We start from the raw sequence: 15,980 nt of genomic DNA, 5'->3' as shown, positions 1-15,980 counted from the left end.
TGTCCGGCCGAGTCGATCCATGCCAAAGCGTTTCACGCGACACCAACCTATTGCCCTTGGAGCCCAAGACCATGCCTGTCGCCAAACTGCGACCCCAAACGTATCGTGAACTGCTGGAGACCGTGTCCGTCTCCGTGCCCGAAAACTATAATTTCGCCTTCGACTTTCTCGACACCGAGGCCGCCGCGGACCCGACCCGCCCGGCCATGATCCATATCGACAAGGACGGCACCCGCCGGGATTTCGACCTGGCCTTTTTCAGCAAGGAATCGGCCCGGATGGCCAATGCCTTCAAGGACGCGGGCCTCAAGAAGGGCGACCGCGTCATGGTCATCCTCTACCGTCGGCTGGAGTGGTGGGTGACCATGCTGGCGCTGCACAAGCTCGGGGCCGTGCCCGTGCCCTCGCCCAACCTGCTCACCCCCCACGATATCGACTTCCGGGTCAATTATGCCGGCATCAAGGCCATCATCGCCGAGGATTCGGTCGTCTCCCGGGTGGAGGACGCCCGGCCGACCTGTCCGACGCTTTCCGTCCTCATCCATGTGGGCGAGGCCCCCATGCCGGCGGGCTGGCTCGACTACGAAACCATCCGCGCCGCCGCCTCGGACGTCTTTCCCCGGACCGCCGACGCCCCCGGCGGCAAGGACACGCTGCTCATCTTCTTCTCCTCCGGCACCACCGGCATGCCCAAGATGGTGGAGCACACCCACGCCTACGCCCTGGGCCACATGCCGACCGGCGTCTACTGGCACAACCTGGAGCCCGGCGACATTCACCTCACCGTGGCCGACACCGGCTGGGGCAAGGCCGTGTGGGGCAAGTTCTACGGCCAGTGGATGGCCGGGGCCACGATCTTTGTCTGGGATTTCCGCGGCAAGTTCCATCCGGCGGAGTTGCTCGAGATCATGAGCAGGCACAAGGTCACGACCTTTTGCGCCCCGCCCACGGTCTACCGATTCCTCATCCGCGAGGACCTCAAGAAATACGACCTGTCGGCGCTGCGCTACTGCACCACCGCCGGCGAGCTCTTAAACGACGGCGTGTTTCGGGCCTGGAAGGAGATCACGGGGCTGCCCATCTACGAAGGCTACGGCCAGACCGAGACCTGTCTGCAAATCGCCACGTTTCCCTGCATGGAGCCCAAGCCCGGTTCCATCGGCCGGCCGGCTCCGGGCTGGAACGTGACGCTCCTCGACGAAGAGGGGCATACCTGCCCGACGGGCGTGGAAGGCGAAATCTGCATCGGGCTCGAGGACGACAAGAACGTCGGGCTTTTCGCCGGCTATCTGCTGGAGCCGGCAAAAACTTCCTCGGTCGTGATCAACGGCTACTACCACACGGGCGACAAGGCCTGGATGGACGAAGACGGCTACTACTGGTTCCTCGGCCGCACCGACGACCTCATCAAGTCGAGCGGCTACCGCATCGGGCCGTTCGAGGTGGAAAGCGCGCTCATCACGCACAAGGCCGTTGTCGAGGCGGCGGTGACCGGCGTGCCCGATCCCGTGCGCGGCCAGGCGGTCAAGGCCACCGTGGTTTTGGCTCCCGGGTACGATCCGTCCGACGAGTTGGCCAAGGAGCTGCAAAACCACGTGAAAAAGGAAACCGCGCCCTACAAGTACCCGCGCGTCATCGACTTCGTGGACGAACTGCCCAAGACCATCAGTGGCAAGATCAAGCGGGCCGAGATCCGCGCCCGCGATGCGAATAGGGAGATATAGAGAGAGAAGATGCCTCCGGCGGCCAGGGGGAAACTTTTTGAAAAAAGTTTCCCCCTGGACCCCTTTCAAAAACTTTCAAAGGGGTGACGGAGAATTTTTCAAAGTGAGATCAGAGAAACTGGAAAATGAGCAAAACTGACTTGCTGTGGCTCGTGGTCGCAGGCGTCGGCGTTGTCTTGACCGTGCTTTTTTTCCTGCTGCCGCCTGACAAGCCCAGCCAGCACAACGGCTGCAAGTAGGTTCCCCTTAAAGAGAGGGACCTCTCTTGCGTTTTCTCCCTCCTCAATTTTCCGCCTTGTGGGATGAGAGAGGTAAAAGTTTGTTATCATTAAAAGTCTTTGGAAAGGGGGCCCGGGGGGAGAACCTTTCTTCAGAAAGGTTTCCCCCCGGTTACGCCCTATAGCATCCTGACCAAACGCGGATTGACATGGAAGGCCCGGCCGGTCTTGGCCAGCTCGGTTCCGCCCACGCGCACGATGTCGGCCGTGGCGGCGTAGGATTTAAACAGCCCGCCGATGCCGAGCGACGCGAAGAGCCTTGGGTGTTCGCGTCGGGCCGCCGCGAAGGCCGCCACCTTCTCCAGGTTTCCGAAACCGCTTGAAAGCACGATATCCACCGTGTCGTGTCCGGCCGCGTCGAGCGCCCGGCGCACGGCCAGGGCGCTGGCCACGGTGACGCCGGGACCGGTCTGATAGGTGCGCCCGTCGAAGGCGACGCCTCCCTGCCCGATGCATTCCCCGGCCGTGTCCAGACGCACGGCGTCGAGCCGTTGGCCAAGGGCTCCGGCCGTGTCCAGGGAATCGTCGACCTCGTGGTTGAAGGTGTCGACCAGGGCGATGCGGGGACAGGAGCGTTCGATGTGCCGGTCGAAGGCGATGGTGGCTTCGCGCGTGGCGTGCTCCCGGCCGACCCGGGAGGCAAAGGCCAGGACCAGCGCGTGGGGAATGGTGCCGACGCCTTGGGATAGGCCGGCGGCCCTGGCTCCGGCGTCCGTGGCGCAGGAATCGAAGCCCGCGCTGACGGCGGCCTGGCAAAACGCTTCCTCCCGCGACCAGTGCCAGTGCCGCGCGCCGAAATACATCAGCGGCGTGTCCGGCAGCAGTTCGCGGATGGCGGCGGCCTTGGCCGCGACCTCCCGCGTCGTGGGTTCGGGCAGGCCGCAGGCAAGCGACGTGGCGGCGCTGACGATGCCGAGATAGAGCGTTTCCAGCTCGATGAAATCCAGAAGCGGCCCGGTAATGTGCATGACCGGCTCAAGGGGCGAAAAATCCGCGCCCTCGGGCAGGGCGAGGATTTCCCCGCCATGGTCGGCCAGGGGCGAAAAGGCCCGGAACACGGCCACGGCTTCGTCTATGCCGGCGAACTTCCCCGGTCCGTCCCGGAAAAACACCTGCATGGTCGCGATGGGGTTGAGGCCTTCGGCCTCCAGGATCTGCCGGGATCGAAGGAAGTATTTGTCCGCATAGGGCTGCGGGCTTTCGGGCAGCGTGTGCATAATACTTATTTTATCCTTTAATGGCAGGTGGTTCAAGGGCAATGCGGCCGATTCGGGTGTTTTTCTTTCTTTTCGTGACCATTGGAGCGGAAAAGACGCCAGTCGCGGCTGTTCCTGAACCGGGGCAGCCAGCGCATGGCCACGAGCGCCGCCAAAAGCAGCAGCAGATAGAGCAGATGCAGCAGGTCGGAATGGTCCATGAAGCCTCCGGGAACGGTCAGCCGGCGGTCACCACGGGCAGTTCGGCCCAGACGGTGGTGTAGCGCGGGGAGCGCATGTTCTGGCGCATGGCCCAGGATTGTCCCGTGGCCGAGGCTCCCTGGGCGGCGCAGCGCAGCGTGTCGCGGCCCCATTTGGCGTTTATGGCGTCCAGGGTGGCCATGAGCCGGGCATCGCGGGTCGCGTTTGCCGGCTCGGGGTCGAGCAGGGAAAGCTGGCGGCCGGATTCGCGCTCGAGGCCGGTGAGGATCACCCCGGCCTTCTTGTAGCGCTGGCCGGGCCGGAAGATGCCGGACAGGGCGGCTTGGGCCAGGGCGATGAGCGTTGCGGTGTGGGCCGTGGGCGATTTGGGCGCGGCGGCGGCGATGTCGGAAGAAGGCGGGCGTCCCGAGGCGTCGGCATAGGTCCGGACGTAGACTTCGATTCCCCCGGCCACGAGGCGCCTTGCCCGCAGACGGGCGGCCGCCCGGGCGACATAGGAAGCCACGGCCTCAGAGAGCGGCTCCAGGGTCGTCACCGCCTCGCCGAAGGAGCGCGAGGACATGAGCGTGCGCGGTGGCGGCGAGGCCTTTTCCAGGTCGATGCAGGAAAAGCCGCGCAGCTCGAGCAGCGTGTGCACGCCCTGCACGGTCATGTGCCGGCGCACGAACACCTGGGGCAGGTCGCGGAACTGGCGGGCGTTGACCACGCCGTATTTGGCCAGCTTTTCCCCGTGGCGGCGGCCGATGCCCCAGACCTCCGCAACCGGCACGCTTTCGAGCAGGGGGCCAGGATCGGGCAGAGCCGAAAAATCGAACACCCCGCCGCATTCCGGCCGCATCTTGGCCGCCCGGTTGGCCAGCTTGGCCAGCGTCTTGGTAGGGCCGATGCCGACGGAAACCGGGATGCCCGTCCAACGGCCGACCGTCTCCTTGATGTGGCGGGCATGGTCGCTCGCGCCGCCGGGAAGCCCGGTCAGGTCCAGGAAAGCCTCGTCGATGGAATAGACTTCCAGGCGTGGGGCCATGCGGGTCAACACGCTCATGACCCGGGCCGACATGTCGCCGTAGAGGGCGTAATTGGAGGAAAAAACCGTCACTCCCCGGCGGGCGAAAAGGTCCCGGCACTTGAAGGCCGGCGCGCCCATGGGTACTCCCACCGCCTTGGCTTCGGCCGAGCGGGAGATGACGCAGCCGTCGTTGTTGGAAAGCACCACAATGGGTTTGCCCTGAAGCGACGGCGCGAAGACCCGCTCGCAGGAGGCGTAGAAGTTGTTGCAGTCGACCAGGGCGAAAACCGTGGACATGGCGGGCGTTATGCCTTGTGGATGATGTAGGTGACCACGCCCCAGACTTCGAAGGATGCCTCGGGACCGACGGCCACCGGCGCATAGTCGGGGTTTTCGGGCACAAGCAATACCTGGCCGTTTTTGCGCCGCAGCCGCTTGACCGTCAGCTCGCCGTCGAGGGCCGCGATGACGATATGTCCGTCGCGGGGTTCCACGGCCCGGTCCACCACCAGAATGTCGCCGGACGCCACCCTGGCGTCACGCATGGAGTTGCCGTCCACGCGCACGAAAAAGGTGGCCGCCGGATGGCGCACCAGTTGCTCGTTGAGATCGAGCTTCTTGTCGATGTAGTCCTCGGCCGGCGACGGAAACCCCGCCGGGACCGTGGACAGGTAGAGCGGCAGCCCCAGCTCCGCGCGCCGCTCGAATCCGCATATATCAAGTTTCACTTGTGAGCCTCCGGCGGCCAGGGGAGGCTCCGCCCCCCCTGGACCCCACCGCCGGGGTGCCGAGGGCCCCCCGGCCCCCCCATATAGTTTTGAGAAGGGGGTGCCGTTTGCTATCCTAAAAGAGCGCTCATTTTCTGTCCATTCCCGTTGCGGCGACAAACATCCCTCGTCCCGTCCTCTCCCGACTCCACCTCCGCCCACCATCCCAGCCCGGTAAAAGGGGGTCCGGGGGACATCAAGTCCCCCGGCGGAGAGGTGCAGGAGAGGCAGAGCCTCTCCTGCCGGATCTCTCTCCCACACTATCCCTCCACCAGCTGCAACTCAGGCGGCGGCGTGGCCAGAAGCGGGGCCACGTCCTGGCGTTCGGTCAGGAGCGGATCGAGCCAGTCCCGGAAAATCTCCGGCGGCAGGATGAGCGGCATGCGGTCGTGGATGGCGGCCATGGCGGAGGCGGCGGGCCGGGTGAGAATGGCCACGGTGTCGCGGGCCTCGCCTTCCGGGGTAAGGGTGCGTTCGTAGATGCCGGCCAGGGCCATGACGGGTGTTTCGGGCAGGGTGGCGAAAAAGCGGGTTTTGCCGCCGCCCGGGTCCGTGCGCCATTCGTAGAAGCCCTGGGCCGGCAACAGGCAGCGACGGTAGCGGATGGCGCCCCGGAAGGAGGGTTTGTCCAGGGCGGTTTCGGCCCGGGCGTTGATCATGGGGCGCAGGGGCCGGTCGGATTTTGCGAAGGAGGGGAGAAATCCCCAACGAAACAGGCCGGCCATGTGTCGTCCGGTTTGCCGGGCGGCGAAGATGCCCTCGACGAGTTCGCCGGGGGTGATCTCCGGCCGGTCCGGGATGTTTTGGGGCATGTCCGGCACGCCCATGGCTTCGGCCACCAGGCGTCGCGGCACGGCCAGGGCAAATCTGCCGCACATGGCGTGTCCTCCTTATGTGTGGGGCGCGATCATGGCAGTCCGGTCCCGGGCTGGCAAGGAGGCAGGAACGGCGGAGGGGCGGCCCGTCTTTTGCTAGGGGTGGATGATAAAACCGACCAATAAGCAATACAATGCGCCAATTTGCCGCAAACACAAATGTTTTCTGGCCGACCGAAGGGGCGACCGGGATGGCGGAGCGCCATTTTGTAACAAAGTCAAACGCCGCATGACCGTATGACCGCATTGCCGCCGCCGCCGCCACTCGACCTGGAAAGCGAATTCCAGCCGATTCCGCTGACGCATCTTTTCGCCCATGCCGCCGGGGACTTCGAGATTTATCTGCGCCATGGCGACACCCACACCCTTTTCGCCCACAGCGGTGAGGCGGTCACCCGGGATCGGCGCAGGCTTCTGGCGGAATATGGCGTGTCGCTGGTCTACATCCACCGGGAGGAGCGGGAGCGCTACCGGGGCTATATGCGGCGGCACCTGGGTGGGGCGCTGTTGTCCCCGGACATGGCGACCGAGCACAAGGCGGCGGTTTTTTATCACAACTGCTGCGACATCGTCCGGGATCTGCTGCGCACGCGGCTGCCCCAGGGCGTTTCCGACAGGCACGGCCGGCTGTTCGGGGCCTACGTGCGCGACTGCGTGAACTTTTTGGCCACCGAGGCGGGGCTTGCCCGCATCGGGATGCTCATGTCCCATGACTACGACGTCTACAGCCATGGGGTGCATGTCTTTGTCTACACGCTGTTTCTGCTCAAGTCCCTGGGCCTGCCCAAACCGGCGCTGATCCAGGCCGGGGTGGGGGCGCTTTTGCACGACAGCGGCAAGGAGGCGGTGGATGCCTCCATCCTGCGCAAGCCCGGCCGCCTGATGCCCGAGGAGTTTTTGGCCATCCGGGAGCATCCCGTCCTCGGCGTGCGCTACTGCCGGCCGCTTTCCCTGTCGCGCCTGGCCCGGGAGTGCATCCTCATGCACCACGAAAAGATGGATGGGCGGGGCTATCCCGGCGGCCGTTCCGGCGAGGCCGTGCCCCTGCACGCCCGGGCCGTGTCCCTGGCCGACGTCTACGACGCGCTGACCTCCAGGCGCGTCTACGCCGATGCGGTGCGCCCCTTCGAAGCGCTTTCCATCATGCGCCACGAGATGGCCGGCTCCTTCGACCTCGAACTCTACAAACGTTTTGTCATGCTTTTAAGCGGCGCGGCCTTGTTGTGACGGCGCGGGTGGTTGCGGCCGGGTCGGGGATCGCGTAGCCGGGAAGACAGGGAGGAGTCGCATGGTCAAGCCGCCGATCAACGCCACCATCGCGTCGTCGCGTTCGGGCAATCGCTTCCATATCCTGCTTGCCGCCCTTTTGGCCCAGATCGTTGCCTCGCCGTTTTTGACGGGTCCGGGCACGGACGTGTTCCAGGACATCTTCTTCCTGATGCTGCTCATTGCCTCCGTCCATGGGGTGCGCCATAGTAGGCTCTATCCCGCCATTTTCTCCCTGACGATCGTCAGCGTCCTGAGCGTGCTGGCAAAGCACCTCATCAAGGGCGTTTTTTGGGATGTGACCTGCGACGCGCTGGGCGCGGTGGTGGTCCTTTTGACGGGCGTGGCGCTGTCGCTGTATCTGGCCCGGCAGCGGCGGGTCAACCTGGACACCGTGCTGGGCGGGCTTTGCGTCTACCTCTTCATGGGGGCCATGTGGTTTCTGCTCTACGGTCTTGTAAACAGGCTCATTCCTGATGCGTTCGCCTTCACGGTCCACCCCGGTCCCCTGTCGCCGGAGATGACCGACCGCCTGCTTTTTTTCTTCAGCTATGTGACGCTCATGACCATCGGCTATGGCGATATCGTACCGCTTTCCCCGGTGGCCCAGGTCCTTGCCATTCTGGAAGGGTTGCTCGGCCAGTTCTATCTGGTCTTTTTCATGGCCCGGCTGGTGGGGCTGCATGTGGCGGCCAAGCAGGGCGATCCCGAGCCGTGAGAGACTAGTTTTCGCGCGCCAGACGTTCGCACAGGCCGAAAGCGCGCACGAGCTCGGCCACGGCCAGGGCCTCGATGACCGCTCGCTTGGCCCGCGGGTCTTTGGCGTGCGCGGCCACGTCCGGGGCCTTGGTGTGGCCGTGGATGAAGCCGTAGTCCGTTTGTTCGGGGATTTGCCGCATTGCGGGGCTGGCGCTTCCCCCAAGGATCGGCGGGATCGGCCCGGGACGGCGGCGTGCATGGTCTGACTGTAGTATTTTGACGCTATTATAGTAGAAATGCCATGTTTCAGGGAGGACAGAACGCATCTCTTTTGAGAGGCGCGGACGTTCCCATGGTATTGGTGCGGTGCCTCGTTTTTGTCAAATGATGCGCTTGTCCCCCTCTCGCCTCCCGTCACAGCAGCACATTCCCCTCATTCCCCAAGTCTCCTTTTCCTGCAGTCTCCGTTTTTCCTTCTCCCGCGCTCCGAAAACGAGCCAAGGGAGTTTTGGCCTATGCCTGAAGGGATTGGCTCCCGTGACCGCTTGTCAGGACTCGCTTCTATGTGATGCAATCCCAGCGGCTTTCGTTAGCGCAAAATTGATGGATGGTGTGATGGTTATTTACGGGGCTGCACTTTTTTTGTTATAATCGATTCATTCTTGTTTTTTATGTTTATTGCGACAAAGGAAAAAATGATGGGAAAAGTCAAGAATATTATTATAGCTGACGATGAAGCTGAATGCAGAGAGGAATTTACTTCCAGGCCTGAACATTTTAAGGTTCTCGAAGTTGATAATGCAAATAATCTTGTTGATGAACTCAAGAAGCTATTTGCACTAAATCAAAGCCCAGACCTTGTGCTGCTTGATATTTGGCGGCCTGCTGACCGCATACCACCTGATCAGGCGGAGCGTGAAGCCCGTGCCAAGGAAAGTTTACAGGATTTGACCGCCCAGTTGGAACGGACACGTAGTATTGTTCAGGAGGCGTGGATTCCACGAGGCTTTCATGTCCTCAGTGAAATCCGTAAAGAGTGGCCTGATCCAACGGAATTGCCTGTCGCAATGTATTCCAAGCGCGGCTACTTTTTAGCTACTCCTGAGCAATTGGAGCAGGTCGAGAACCAAAATGCTCATTGGATTCTTAAGAATGATGAGAATGAGTTTTTTGAGTATGTGCAAGATCGTATCGATCGTCTTGTCGGTATTTATGAAAAAAACCGGAAGACGAAAGGACAGATTCTCAAAATGCGCATTGTCTCAATTCTAGCTATTTTTGTATCAATTGCTGTTCTGGCACTTTTTATCGGCCAGCATATTCTTGGAGCGAATTCTTTCCCAGAAACAGTGGCATCGTGTATTCTGAGCGTCATTTTGACATATGGCCTTGACCGCCTCCTCTTGCGCTGAACCGTAAGGGAGAAAGACGGGAGCGGATAGAACTGGAGGGCAAAGTCCGTTCGACAACGCGCGAGGCTTCTTCCCCGGGCGCCTGCCGCCTTTTTTAAAACGACGACAAGATTCCCACCACCGTTCCGGTCATAAGCGAGGCCAGTACGCCGGCTACCAGCGCCTTGCCGCCAAGGGCCGTGATCTCGTGCTTACGCGACGGGCAAAGCGAGGTGAGCCCGGCGAGCAGGATGCCCACGCTGCCAAAGTTGGCGAAACTGCACATGGCGTAGGTCAGAATCAGCCGGCTGTGCTCGGAGAGCGTCCCGGCCGGCAGCTTGGCCATGTCGATGAAGGCGATGAATTCGTTGAGCACGATCTTGGTGCCCAGCAGCGAACCGGCCGTGGCGGCTTCGGCCCAGGGCACGCCGAGCAGCCAGGCCGCCGGGGCCAGCACGTAGCCGAGCATGCGCTCGAGGGTCAGCGGCGCGCCGGCCACTTCCGGAAAGAGCGCAAGCATGATGTTGGCCAGCTTGACCAGGGCCACGAACACAAGCAGCGTGGCCACGATGCTCCAGAAGAGCTTCAGCCCGTCGGCCGTGCCCGAAACGATGGCGTCCATGGCTCCCGAGGCCGACGAGGGGGGCAGCTTGCGGCCCAGTGTCGGCGGCTCGCTCTCCGGAATCATCAGCGCCGCCAGCACCAGCGCCGCCGGGGCGTGGATGACCGAGGCGGTGAGGATATGCCCCACGGCGTCGGGAATGACGGATTTGAGCACCGTGGCGTAGAGCATGAGCATGGTCCCGGCGATGCAGGACATGCCTGTCGCCATCATGGCGAAAAGTTCGCTTCGGGTCATGCGCTCCATGTAGGGGCGGATGAGAAGCGGCGCTTCGATCATGCCCAGAAAGACGCATCCCGCCGAACCCACCCCAAGCACCCCGCCGATGCCCATGCTCTTTTCCAGCACCAGCGAAAAGCCTCGCACCACCTTGGGCAGGATTTTCCAGTAATAGAGCAGGGCGGTAAGAGCCGCGATGACGATGACCAGGGGCAGCGCCTGAAAGCCGAGAATGAACGCCGAAGACGGGTCGGTGACGGCAAAAGGGGCCGGACCGCCGCCCACGTAGCCGAACACGAAGGCCGTGCCGGCGCGCGTGGCCTCGTCCATGGCCGCGACCAGGGCGTTTAGGGCCATGAACAGGCCGCGCAGAAACGGCGCCTTGAGCATGAAGACGGCGATGGCCGCCTGCAACCCCAATCCCCCCAGAACCAACCGCCAGGGAATCACACCCCGACGTTCACTGAGCGCCATGGCGACCAGAACGAGCGCCGCCAGCCCAAGCAGGCTTTGTCCCATGGACGTTCCTTTTTGAAGAGGCGGGGGGAACCTTTCTGGAGAAAGGTTCCCCCCGGGCCCCCTTCCAAAGACTTCTAATGGTAATAGTGCGTTACTGGAAAAGTATTTGTAACGTTAAGAAGTTTAGGAAGGGGAGAGCGCGAGAGGGGCTACTGCCCTTTTTAAAGGGTTTCCCCTCTCGCATTCTCTTTCCTCACTCCCCCTAAAACATACTCCACAGCATGCGCGTGGCCATGGCCAGGAGGAACAGGGCGAAGACGCGTTTGAGCGTTCCCACGGGCAGGGCGTGGGCGAGTTTGGCCCCGTATTTGGCCGTCAGCATGCTGGTGGCCACGATGCCGATTAGGGCCGGCAGGTAGATGTAGCCGATGCTCATGCCCGGCAGGTCGGCCTTGCCCAGGCCGTTGGCGATATAGCCGATGACCCCGGCCGCGGCGATGGGAAAGCCGATGGCCGAGGCCGTACCCACGGCCACGTGGATGGGGATATTGCACCAGGTCATAAACGGCACGGTGATGGTGCCGCCGCCGATGCCGACCATGTTGGAGATGAGCCCCACGCCGCCGCCTGTGGCGAACATGCCGGCCGTTCCCGGGATGCTCCGCGTGGGCTTGGGCTTGATGTTGAGGATCATCTGGATGGAGACGTAGTACAGGAACGCGACGAAAAATCCCTTGAGAAATTTGGTGGACAGCTGGGCCGCCACCCAGGCTCCCAGAAGCGAACCGATGAGGATGCCGGGGGTGATGCTTTTGAAGATGTCCCAGCGCACCGCGCCGCGCTTGTCGTGGGCGCGAAAGCTGGCCACGGAGGTGAAGACGATGGTGGCCAGCGAAGTGCCGAGCGCCATCTGCATGATGTGCGCATGGGGCAGTCCCTGGGCGGTGAAAAGGAAATACAGGGCCGGAACGACGACGATGCCTCCGCCCACCCCGAGCAGGCCGGCGATGATGCCGGCGGCGCAACCGAACGCGAGATAGGCGAGCCAGAACGAAACGGACGGCATGGCGAAACTCCTTGCGGGTACTGATAGGGCTGGAGGTTGCCTGTAACGGAAAAAGTCGGGAAAGAAAAGAGGTTGCGTTATATTTGGGCGGGAAGGGCCGCGTCCAGGTCCGCCGCGAAGCGTGCTTCTAGGGAAGCGAGGCTTTCCGTGCGGTCGGACTGGCCGGCCAGGGTGCAAAGCCGTGCGAGAAGGGGGTAGTCCCGGACCAGACCGGCCGGAGGCGGGGCGTCGTCCCCGTCCAGAGCCCGGGCCACGTCGGCCATGGTCACGTCCTGCGTCCGGGCCAGGAGGACGAAGGTGTGGCCACCCGCTTCGGCGGTCGCGACCGCGAGCCCGGATGCGGCCATGGCCTCCCACAGTCCGGCCACGGTCGGTTCGGGCAGGCCCAGGAGCGCCGCCTGGCGGGTGATGTCCGGGAGCAGCCGGCGTTTGGCGGCGGCGCGCGCGGCGAGCAGAAGCAGAAAAAGGGCCAGGGCGTGACGGTGGGACTGGGCCAGGCCGTCGGCCCGGGACTGGCGTAAAAAAACGCCGTAGCGTTGGGCGGTGTGGCTGATCTGGGCTCCGAGCAGCACGATGGCCCAGCTGATGTAGAGCCACAGGAGCAGCAAGGGAATCTGGGCGAAGCTGCCGTAAATGGCGTTGTAGCCGGCGGCTCCGAACTGGAATTTGATGTAGGCCCACTGCACGAGCTGCCACAGCGTGCCGGCGCAAAGCGCCCCGATAACGGCGCATCGTGGTTTGACCCGGGTGTTGGGCAAAAACTGATAGAGCACGAAAAAGACCGTCCAGACGATGAGCACCGGGGCCACGGACAAGACAATGCGCTCGACGTCCTGGACCAGGGAGAATTCCAGCAGCCTGCGGGTGAGGCTTGCGTCCTGGACCGCGGCCATGGCGCTTACGGCGGCGAAAAGCAGCGGCGGGCAGATGATGATCAAAAGCAGATAGCTGGTGAAGCGGGTAACGAGGCTGCGCTTGACGCCGATGTCCCAGGCGGCGTTTATCGCGCCCTCGATGGTGGAGACCAGGGACACGGCCGTGACCAGCAACAGCACCGTACCGATGGCCCCGAGTGTCTTGACGTTGGTGTTCTGGATGTAAAGCAGAATCTGCTCCACCACTTCCGCGCGGCCGGCGGTGACGCGCATAAGCAGGTCGCGGATCTGGGGCGAGTCGTAGAAGCCGAGGCCCTTGGCCACGGAAAAAGCCACGGCCAGAAACGGCACGATGGACAGCACCGTGGTGTAGGACAGCGCGGCGGCAAGACTCAGTCCATGGTTTTTGAGAAACGAGCGCAGGGCGTGGAATACCGGCCCCAACCAGGCCGGCAGGGAACACTGGTCCGGGACGCGGCCCGTGGCATAGGCCCGGCCGATGGCGGCCGCCAGGGATGCGGCGTGATGGGAAGCGTCGGATTCGGGCACGGTAACGTCGTGCCGGCCGCTGCGACCCGGAGGCGCTTCCGGGTCGCAGGCACGGCGGGAGCGGCGCTTAGGCGATACCGTAACCGCTGATGTGCTTCATGTATTCGTCGACTTCCTTGGACAGGTGGTCGAACAGCTTGCTGACGCCCTTGTCCGGCTCGGTGCCGATCTTGCTGAAGATGTTGCCGGCCTTGGCGTAGGCTTCCTCGAAATGGGTCTCGTCGAGGCCGCATAATTCCTTGGCTTCCTCCCGGGTCAGGTAGCCCGTATGGGCGAAATAGGCGCAGACGACGGCGTTGACCTTTTTGACGTGCTCAACTTTGGTGGACATGCGGGACTCCTTTGGTGGGATCGGTGGTCGACAGCGGTTTTGCTAAAGCATTTCCCCGGTGCTCGGCAAGCCTTGGACGGAAAAAACATGGCCGCGCGGATTGTTGCCTGTTGCACTCAGGTATTTTTTTGACGGTCGGCCAGCGGTTTGATGTCGATGACCGGGGTACCGTCAATGGCCTCCAGGGCTTCGACGGTGATGGTATCGCCGTCGATGGCGGCGATGCGCACCTTGTGCAGTCCGATGGGGTTGGGCCGGTCCGGCGAGCGGGTGGAAAAGACGCCGGTCAGGGGACGGGTCTTGTCCCGGCGGGGATGGACCTGCTGGCAGGACCGGTCGGCCAGGTGGAGCCAGGTGAAGACCAGGATTTCCTGCCCGACCTCGAGGGATTCGGCCGTGGCGTGGTAGGCGGGGTTCAGGACCAGTTCGGCGCGGGGGGCGTTTTCGGTCTCGAAGCGTGGGGCCGTGGCCGGATCGGTAAGCTTCGAGCGCACCGTGCCGAGTACGCGAAGGGTCAGGTCCATGGGGAACGCTCCTTTAAGGTTTGTCGGCGAAGCGGACGGAACCGAGATAGATGCCGCCAAGGGCCAGTACCACTCCGCATAGTTCCACCGGACCGGTGGCTTTGTCAAAAAAGACCACGTCCCAAAGATACGACAGCGTGGGCTGGAGCAGCAGGATGAGCCCGGCCAGGGCGGGACGCACGCCGGCCAGACCGCTGGAGATGGCCAGCCAGCCCAGGCATTGGGCCAGGATGCCGAGCGCGACCAGGGACCAGACCGCCTGGAGCCCCGGCAGGGCGAAACCCGCATCCGTCGCGGCGACCACCGGAACAAGCAGCCCCGCTCCGAGAAAGGAAAGCACCGCCATGGTCGCCATGGGGCCGGCCCGGCCCTGGTCGGTGACGGCCTTTTTGAGGGTCAGGATAAAGAGCGCGTAAAAAACCGCCGCCGCCAGACCGTAGCCCACGCCCAGGTGGAAATCGGACGACTGGGCGGCGAAATTTCTGCCCACCACAAGGTACAGCCCGAAAAGGGCCAGCCCCATGGAAGCCAGGAATCCCGGTCGGGGCAATCGGCGACCGGCCACGGCGGCCACGGCCGTCAGGGCGAACACCTGGAAATTGGCCACCAGCGTGGCCAGCCCCGGTCCCACCCGGGCGATGCTGGCATGCCAGCACAACAGGTCGCACACGAAAAAAACGGCGCAGCCGGCCGCCGGCCAGGACATCGCCCGGCGAAACGCCGGAAGGTTTTTTGTCGCGGCCAAAAGCGACAAGAGCGCCAACCCGCCGATGAGCAGCCGGTAAAACGCGGACACCGAGGTGGCGACGCCGGCCAGCTTGACGAACACGGCGGCGAAACTGATGCACGTCGCCCCGAATAACAGCAGTCCCATGATTTATCCGAAATGATCGAAGCCGTTCATGGCGAACGGCGCGCCGTTGAGCGTATAGCCCGGCTTGCCGCCTACCATGCCGATGGGGCTCGCCCCGGGAAGGGCGGCGCGCACCGTTTTCCAGCCCTCGGGCGTGGCGCTGGCCACGAGCGCGTAATCCTCGCCGCCGAAAATCGCCTCTTTCTCCGGCTGCCGGCCATGCCCGGCGACATAGGCCGTCACCTCGGGATGCAGCATCCCCGGCGGCAGGAAAAGATCCGCCCCCATCCCCGGCGGCAACAGGCGGGGCAGGTCCCTGGCCAGGCCGTCGGACACGTCCATGCAGGCCGTGACCCCTGGTATCTCGGCCAGGATGCCCCCCTCGTCCACCCGGGGAACCGGGCGCAGATGGGCGGCCACGGCGGCCGGGAAAGACTCCCTGGCGCTACGCCCGTCCTTTTCCAGCAGAGCCAGCCCCACCCTGGCCAGGCCGATTTCCCCCACAACGAACAAAATATCCCCCGGCTTGGCCGTTCCCCGGGTCAGGAACCGGCCCGACGGCCCGGCCTCGCCCCAGATGGTCACCGTCAGCCCGACCTTGTCGCCCCGGCTCAAATCACCACCCACCAGCGGCAACGCATACGCTCCCGCCAACTCGGCCATGCCCGCCAGGACCTCGTTCCAATACTCCCGGTCGGTCTCGCCAGGACTCACAAGCCCCAGCACGAACCCCAGCGGTCGCGCGCCCATGGCGGCCACATCGCTTATGTTGACGGCCAGCGCCTTGTACCCGACATCCTCGGGCGAAAAGTACGAGCGCCGGAAATGCACGTCCTCCAAAAAAAGATCCGTGGTGACGCACATCCGGTCGGGACAGGAAATCACCGCCGCGTCGTCGCCGCGCGAAAGCGCCACCGTCTCCCCGCCACGCGGGAAATGCCGGTCGACCAAAGCCAGGAAATCATCCTCGGAGCGTAAGTGCGGCATGGTGTGATGTGCGGGGGGAGGAGGAACCGGGGGAGGGGAACCCTTTTTGAAAAAAGGGGTCCCCTCCCCCG

Annotated in this window: 17 protein-coding genes; 4 read left to right on the top strand and 13 right to left on the bottom strand. The window is 63.5% G+C overall.

From position 1 onward, the window contains the following. Positions 1 to 71 precede the first annotated feature (71 nt). A complete protein-coding gene (locus ACMZ6R_RS08585) occupies positions 72 to 1,724 on the top strand; it encodes an AMP-binding protein (RefSeq protein WP_416110512.1) in 1,653 nt (550 codons plus the stop codon). 397 nt (positions 1,725 to 2,121) lie between these two features. Here ACMZ6R_RS08585 and ACMZ6R_RS08580 read toward each other — a convergent pair whose 3' ends face one another. The 5 genes from ACMZ6R_RS08580 to ACMZ6R_RS08560 all read right to left on the bottom strand — a co-directional run bounded on the left by ACMZ6R_RS08580 (position 2,122) and on the right by ACMZ6R_RS08560 (position 6,071). Beyond that, entirely contained in the window at positions 2,122 to 3,219 is a 1,098-nt protein-coding gene (locus ACMZ6R_RS08580; protein ID WP_416110511.1) for a nicotinate phosphoribosyltransferase, read from the bottom strand. Between the two features lie 32 nt (positions 3,220 to 3,251). Further along, positions 3,252 to 3,419 (bottom strand): hypothetical protein, encoded by a 168-nt coding sequence (locus ACMZ6R_RS08575; protein WP_416110510.1) that lies wholly within the window; start codon positions 3,417 to 3,419, stop codon positions 3,252 to 3,254. A 17-nt stretch (positions 3,420 to 3,436) separates the two neighbouring features. After that, on the bottom strand, positions 3,437 to 4,723 hold the full coding sequence (locus tag ACMZ6R_RS08570; protein ID WP_416110509.1) for a Y-family DNA polymerase: 1,287 nt from the start codon (positions 4,721 to 4,723) through the stop codon (positions 3,437 to 3,439). 8 nt (positions 4,724 to 4,731) lie between these two features. Then, a complete protein-coding gene (gene umuD, locus ACMZ6R_RS08565) occupies positions 4,732 to 5,154 on the bottom strand; it encodes a translesion error-prone DNA polymerase V autoproteolytic subunit (RefSeq protein WP_416110508.1) in 423 nt (140 codons plus the stop codon). Between the two features lie 299 nt (positions 5,155 to 5,453). Beyond that, positions 5,454 to 6,071, bottom strand: coding sequence for an SOS response-associated peptidase (locus ACMZ6R_RS08560; protein ID WP_416110507.1), 618 nt, complete (start codon positions 6,069 to 6,071; stop codon positions 5,454 to 5,456). A gap of 234 nt (positions 6,072 to 6,305) precedes the next feature. Between ACMZ6R_RS08560 and ACMZ6R_RS08555 the strand changes: the two genes are divergently transcribed. Together ACMZ6R_RS08555 and ACMZ6R_RS08550 are read left to right on the top strand one after the other, a co-directional pair. Next, positions 6,306 to 7,295 (top strand): HD-GYP domain-containing protein, encoded by a 990-nt coding sequence (locus ACMZ6R_RS08555; RefSeq protein ID WP_416110506.1) that lies wholly within the window; start codon positions 6,306 to 6,308, stop codon positions 7,293 to 7,295. A 61-nt stretch (positions 7,296 to 7,356) separates the two neighbouring features. Beyond that, positions 7,357 to 8,052: a potassium channel family protein gene (locus ACMZ6R_RS08550; RefSeq protein WP_416110505.1), complete on the top strand. Its 696-nt coding sequence runs from the start codon at positions 7,357 to 7,359 to the stop codon at positions 8,050 to 8,052. 4 nt (positions 8,053 to 8,056) lie between these two features. Here the strand turns inward: ACMZ6R_RS08550 and ACMZ6R_RS08545 are convergent, their stop codons facing one another. Next, positions 8,057 to 8,233: a hypothetical protein gene (locus ACMZ6R_RS08545; protein WP_416110504.1), complete on the bottom strand. Its 177-nt coding sequence runs from the start codon at positions 8,231 to 8,233 to the stop codon at positions 8,057 to 8,059. Between the two features lie 498 nt (positions 8,234 to 8,731). Between ACMZ6R_RS08545 and ACMZ6R_RS08540 the strand changes: the two genes are divergently transcribed. Further along, entirely contained in the window at positions 8,732 to 9,445 is a 714-nt protein-coding gene (locus ACMZ6R_RS08540) for a hypothetical protein (protein WP_416110503.1), read from the top strand. 94 nt (positions 9,446 to 9,539) lie between these two features. Here the strand turns inward: ACMZ6R_RS08540 and ACMZ6R_RS08535 are convergent, their stop codons facing one another. From ACMZ6R_RS08535 to thiL, 7 genes are all read right to left on the bottom strand, one after another. Continuing rightward, positions 9,540 to 10,784, bottom strand: a complete 1,245-nt coding sequence (locus tag ACMZ6R_RS08535; RefSeq protein WP_416110502.1) for a NupC/NupG family nucleoside CNT transporter — start codon at positions 10,782 to 10,784, stop codon at positions 9,540 to 9,542. 202 nt (positions 10,785 to 10,986) lie between these two features. Then, positions 10,987 to 11,790 (bottom strand): sulfite exporter TauE/SafE family protein, encoded by an 804-nt coding sequence (locus ACMZ6R_RS08530; RefSeq protein WP_416110501.1) that lies wholly within the window; start codon positions 11,788 to 11,790, stop codon positions 10,987 to 10,989. A gap of 77 nt (positions 11,791 to 11,867) precedes the next feature. Continuing rightward, positions 11,868 to 13,214 (bottom strand): YihY/virulence factor BrkB family protein, encoded by a 1,347-nt coding sequence (locus ACMZ6R_RS08525; protein WP_416110500.1) that lies wholly within the window; start codon positions 13,212 to 13,214, stop codon positions 11,868 to 11,870. A gap of 67 nt (positions 13,215 to 13,281) precedes the next feature. Then, positions 13,282 to 13,545, bottom strand: a complete 264-nt coding sequence (locus ACMZ6R_RS08520; protein ID WP_416110499.1) for a hypothetical protein — start codon at positions 13,543 to 13,545, stop codon at positions 13,282 to 13,284. A gap of 116 nt (positions 13,546 to 13,661) precedes the next feature. After that, positions 13,662 to 14,069: a tRNA (N6-threonylcarbamoyladenosine(37)-N6)-methyltransferase TrmO gene (tsaA, locus tag ACMZ6R_RS08515; RefSeq protein ID WP_416110498.1), complete on the bottom strand. Its 408-nt coding sequence runs from the start codon at positions 14,067 to 14,069 to the stop codon at positions 13,662 to 13,664. Between the two features lie 13 nt (positions 14,070 to 14,082). Then, positions 14,083 to 14,943 (bottom strand): DMT family transporter, encoded by an 861-nt coding sequence (locus ACMZ6R_RS08510; RefSeq protein ID WP_416110497.1) that lies wholly within the window; start codon positions 14,941 to 14,943, stop codon positions 14,083 to 14,085. Between the two features lie 3 nt (positions 14,944 to 14,946). Next, positions 14,947 to 15,909, bottom strand: a complete 963-nt coding sequence (gene thiL, locus ACMZ6R_RS08505) for a thiamine-phosphate kinase (RefSeq protein WP_416110496.1) — start codon at positions 15,907 to 15,909, stop codon at positions 14,947 to 14,949. Positions 15,910 to 15,980 lie beyond the last annotated feature (71 nt).

Source organism: Solidesulfovibrio sp. C21, from assembly GCF_047785625.1.
Classification (GTDB): domain Bacteria; phylum Desulfobacterota; class Desulfovibrionia; order Desulfovibrionales; family Desulfovibrionaceae; genus Solidesulfovibrio.
The sequence above is the reverse complement of the archived record's forward strand: the minus strand, read 5'-3'. Positions and strand labels throughout refer to the sequence as shown.